Origin of the sequence: Actinoplanes sp. NPDC051633, assembly GCF_040681735.1 — a bacterium.
GTDB lineage: Bacteria > Actinomycetota > Actinomycetes > Mycobacteriales > Micromonosporaceae > Actinoplanes.
Map to the genome: position 1 here is coordinate 1 of NZ_JBFAZH010000594.1, position 4,925 is coordinate 4,925.

The window sequence follows — 4,925 nt, forward strand, 5'->3', positions numbered from 1 at the left end:
CAGATCATGGCGGCCGACACCCGCGCCATGCACGACACCGCCTCGCTGCTCGACCTCACCGAGGTCGAGCGTGCCGCGGTCGCCATCGCGGCCGCACCCCGGGTGAACATCTTCGGCGCCAGCGGCAGCGCGCTGGTCGGCGAGGAGATGCAGTTCAGCCTGCACCGCATCGGGGTGCCCGCGTGGGCCTGGCTGGACGTGCACAACGGCCTGGCCAGCGCGGCGCTGTCGCGGGCCGGCGACGTCGCGCTCGGCATCTCGCACAGCGGCGAGACCGGCGAGACCATCGAGCTGCTCGCCGAGGCCAGCAGCCGCGGCGCCACCACCATCGCGCTGACCAGCTTCCCGCGCTCGCCGCTGGCCGAGCTGGCCGACATCGTCCTGCTCACCGCCACCCAGGCGACCACCTTCCGGCCGGACGCGCTCTCCGCGCGGCACCCCCAGCTGGTCGTCCTCGATCTTCTCTACGTCGCCGTCGCGCAGCGGACCCACGAACGTTCGCATGCCGCGTTCCAGCGCACCGCCCAGGCCGTCAGCGGACACAAAGCCGTGAAGGACGGGACCCCCTCACCATGACCGATTCACAGCGCAGCACCCATATGACCCGGATTTCGAAATCTCTTTCATCCACCACTTCAGGAGGAAGCGTGAAGCGCAAGATCGCGCTCGCCGCGGCGCTCGCCACCACGCTGCTGGCCGCCGCATGCGGGTCGGACAGCGGCACCAGCGGTACCCCCAACGCCAACGCCTCGGTCGACGGCAAGGGCAAGACCCTCAAGGTCTGGCTCATGGTCGACGCTCAGTCCGGCTGGAAGAACGTCGTGGACCAGGCCAACCAGCGGTTCACGGCGGCCACCGGCGCCCAGGTGCAGGTGGACTACCAGCAGTGGGGTGACCACCTGGCCAAGGTGGACGCCACGCTGGCCGGCTCGGAAGTGCCGGACGTGATGGAGCTCGGCAACACCGAGATGCCCAAGTACGTCTTCAACGGCGCCTTCCACGAGCTGGACAAGGCCCAGTACGAGAACAGCGCGAACTGGCTGACCGGCCTGTCCGCGCCGTGCGAGCTCGAGGGCAAGACCTACTGCGTGCCCTACTACGCCGGCGCCCGCGTGCTGATCTACAACACCGACCTGTTCGCCAAGGCCGGTCTCAAGCCGCCGACCACCTACGAAGAGGTCGTCGCCGCCGCCAAGACGCTGAAGCAGAAGAACACCGGCAGCAAGTTCTCCGCCTTCTACGCTCCCGGCAAGTACGTCTACGCGGGCCTGGCCTGGGTGCACGGCTCCGGCGGCTCGATCGCCAAGAAGGACGGCGACAAGTGGGTCGGCCAGCTCAACCAGCCGCAGTCGCAGGAGGGCCTGACCAAGTGGGCCGACCTGGTCAAGAACTACTCGGTCGGTGACAAGACCAAGGACGAGCAGGACCAGGACCCGATCTTCGCGCAGGGCCAGACCGGCATGATGTACGGCTCCTCGTGGGAGCTGGGCGCGGTCCAGGAGCAGCCGAAGGACCCGAACAACCCCGAGTCGCCGAAGGTCAAGACCAAGGTGAACGGCAAGGTCGCCGCGACCGCCATGCCCGGCATCCCGTCGTTCCTCGGTGGTTCCAACGTCGGCGTCACCGCGAAGGCGGCCAACCCCGAGCTGGGCGCCCAGTGGATCAAGATCTTCACCGACACCCAGTCGCAGGAGGCGCTGATCGCCAAGGGCGCGCTGCCCAACGCGACCAACCTGCTGGACAAGGCCGCCGCGGTGGAGGGCAACAAGGCCAGCGCCGAGGCCGCGAAGAACAGCTGGTTCGTGCCGATGGCGCCGAAGTGGGCCGAGGTCGAGTCCGCCAACGTGATCCAGGAGATGCTGACCAGCATCGCCACCGGTAAGGCCACGGTCGCCGACGCGACCAAGAAGGCCGACGAGCAGATCAACACCATCCTCAACAGCTGATCGTGAATGCCGCCCGCCCGTCCTGATGTCGGGCGGGCGGCTCGAGGAAGGAAAAGGATGTCCGCCGTCGACTCACGGTCCGCCCCGGCACGACCGACGCCGCCGGGCCGGCCGGCGCCTCCGGCACACGTACGCAAGAAGCGCCGGAGGACCAGCACCGGCGCCGGCCGCACGCCCTACCTGCTGGCGCTTCCCGCGCTGCTGATGCTGATCGGGCTGCTCGGTTACCCGATGTTCCGCATGGTCGTGCTGTCCTTTCAGAACATGCGGCTGCGGGAGCTGTTCCAGGGCCTGACCCCGCCGTGGGTGGGGCTGGACAACTACACGAAGATCCTCACCGACGACGTGTTCTGGTCGGTGGTCCTGCGTACCGTGATCTTCACCGCCGTCTCGGTGGTCCTGACCGTGGTCCTGGGCCTGGCGGTCGCGCTGCTCATGCGCCGCGTCGCGCCGAGCCTGCGGATCGGCATGATCATCACGATGATGTTCGTCTGGGCGATGCCGCAGCTGGTCGCCACGCAGATCTTCCGCTGGCTGGTCGACGCCGACTTCGGCGTCGTCAACTACCTGCTCACCCAGATCGGCTTCGACTTCGAGAACCACAGCTGGTTCGCCGACCCCAAGCAGGGCTGGCTGGTGATCACCACGCTGGTCGTCTGGGCCGGCATCCCGTTCGTGGCGATCACCCTCAACGCGGGCCTCACCCAGGTGCCCAAGGAGCTGCTCGAGGCGGCGACGGTCGACGGAGCCAGCCCTTGGCAGGCGCTGCGCAACATCACCCTGCCGATCCTCAAGCAGCTCATCGTCATCGTCACCACGCTGTCGGTGATCTGGAACTTCGGCCTGTTCACCCAGCCCTGGGTGATCCGGGACGGCGAGCCCGAGGCGGATTACCAGACGCTGGCCACCTACGCGTACAGCATCGCCTTCAAGAACAACAGCTACAGCCTCGGCTCGGCGATCTCGGTGATCACCGTGCTGCTCCTGTTGTTCGTGATGGTGTTCTACATCCGGCAGATGTTCAAGATCGGAGACGTGGACTGATGGCCGCCGTCGCACCAACCGTTCCCGTCAAGCGCCGCCGTCGCCGGCAGCGGGAGTCGGACACCGTCACGGTCGGCCGCAGCACCGCCGGCACCGTGCTGGCCAACGCTTCTGCCGTCGTGTTCATCGTGCTGATGGCGTTCCCGGTCTACTGGGTGCTCAACACGGCGTTCAAGCCGTCACCCGAGATCCTGCAGTTCAACCCCACGCTGATCCCGCACAGCCCGACCTTCGACAACTTCACGTCGGCGTTCAACGCGCCGTACTTCAAGCAGGACCTGATCAACAGCGTGCTGATCACGCTCGGCGCGGTGGTCGGGGCGATCGTGGTCGGCTTCCTCGCCGCGCTCGCTATCGCGCGGTTCAAGTTCTACGGCCGCAAGGCGATCATCCTGGTCATCCTGGGCGTGCAGATGGTGCCCCTGGTCGCCCTGCTGATCCCGCTCTTTCTGATGATGCAGCGGGCGAACCTCACCAAGAGCTTGCCCGGCATCGTCATCGTGTACATCGTGCTGATCCTGCCGTACACGATCTGGACGCTGCGCGGGTTCATCGCCGGCATCCCGCGCGAGCTCGACGAGGCCGCGCTGATCGACGGCTGCACGCGGGCTCAGGTCTTCTGGCGCATCATCCTGCCGCTGACGGGTCCCGGTCTGGTTGCAACCTCCGTTTTCGGCTTTATTCAAGCCTGGAACGAGTTCATCATCATCAACACGTTCAACGACCAGGCACAGCAGAACCTGATGGCCTGGCTGCTGCAGAACCAGACGCAACGAGGGACGTTCTGGGGACCGCTGATGGCCGGGTCGATCCTGACCGCGATCCCGGTGGTGATCTTCTTCCTCATCATCCAGCGCAACATCGCCACCGGCCTGACCGCCGGCGCGGTCAAGGGTTGACCGGCCCGTCATCACTACGAGGAGAACCACGATGACCGATATTTTTGCGAAGACCCCCGAGGTGGACCGGCGCACGCTGCTGCGCCGTGCCGCCGCGGTCGGACTCATGGCCACGCCGGCCGTGAGCATGCTCAGCGCCTGCGTCGGCGGCGGGGAGTCCGACAACACCGAGAACCAGGCCGAGGGCACCAAGAGCGACACCAACCCGCTGGGCGTCGACGCCAAGGCGCCGCTCGAGGTCATCATCTTCAACGGTGGTCTCGGCACCAAGTACGCGACCGACGTGGACATCCCCTCGTACAACAAGGCCTTCCCGGAGTCCAAGGTCGCGTTCTCGCAGACCGAGGAGATCGGCAAGGTCGTCCAGCCGCGGATCAACGCCGGCAGCCCGCCGGACATGGTCAACAACGCCGGCGCCGGGCTGATGGACATGGCCGCGATCGTCAAGGCCGGCCAGGCGCAGGACCTCACCGACCTGTTCAACGCGCCGTCGCTGGACATCCCCGGCAAGACCGTCAAGGACACCCTGGTGCCCGGCGCCTACGAGCAGGGCCTGTACGACGGCAAGCCGATGGTGCTCAACTACGCCTTCACGGTCTACGGCCTCTGGTACAACGCCGCCCTGTTCAAGAAGAACAACTGGACACTGCCGAAGACCTGGGCGGAGTTCACCGCCCTGCTCGACAAGATCAAGGCGGCGGGCATCACCCCGTTCGCGTACGCGGGCGCCAACGCCGCCTACTACCAGTACCTGGCGATCCTCACCAGCGCCGCCAAGATCGGCGGCACCGAGGTCCTCAAGGCGCTGGACGAGAACGCGGACGGCGCCTGGACCCAGGAGCCGATCAAGCAGGCCGCCGCCGCGTGGGCCGAGATCGGCGCCAAGTACTCGGCGAAGAAGTTCGCCGGCCTCCGCCACACCGAGGTCCAGCTCCAGCAGACCACTTTTAGTCATATCTTTCAATGTTTGATTATCTTGATTTTCGTCTATATATTTTGTAGTATTATATTGCATATAAAAAGACCTCCAGTTTTG

5 protein-coding genes are annotated in these 4,925 nt (G+C 66.1%); all 5 read left to right on the forward strand.

Features of this window, described 5'->3' with window-relative positions; all coding sequences use genetic code 11:
* A partial coding sequence (locus AB0M20_RS27400; protein WP_364302952.1) for a MurR/RpiR family transcriptional regulator occupies positions 1 to 576 on the forward strand: 576 nt, incomplete at its 5' end.
* Positions 577 to 647: 71 nt separating this feature from the next.
* Positions 648 to 1,946: an extracellular solute-binding protein gene (locus AB0M20_RS27405; protein ID WP_364302954.1), complete on the forward strand. Its 1,299-nt coding sequence runs from the start codon at positions 648 to 650 to the stop codon at positions 1,944 to 1,946.
* 57 nt (positions 1,947 to 2,003) lie between these two features.
* A complete protein-coding gene (locus AB0M20_RS27410; RefSeq protein WP_364302956.1) occupies positions 2,004 to 2,990 on the forward strand; it encodes a sugar ABC transporter permease in 987 nt (328 codons plus the stop codon).
* Positions 2,990 to 3,889, forward strand: coding sequence for a carbohydrate ABC transporter permease (locus AB0M20_RS27415; protein ID WP_364302957.1), 900 nt, complete (start codon positions 2,990 to 2,992; stop codon positions 3,887 to 3,889). Before AB0M20_RS27410 ends, AB0M20_RS27415 begins: the two co-directional genes overlap by 1 nt.
* Before the next feature lie 31 nt (positions 3,890 to 3,920).
* Positions 3,921 to 4,925 (forward strand): extracellular solute-binding protein (locus AB0M20_RS27420; protein ID WP_364302959.1); only part of this gene is annotated, 1,005 nt, incomplete at its 3' end.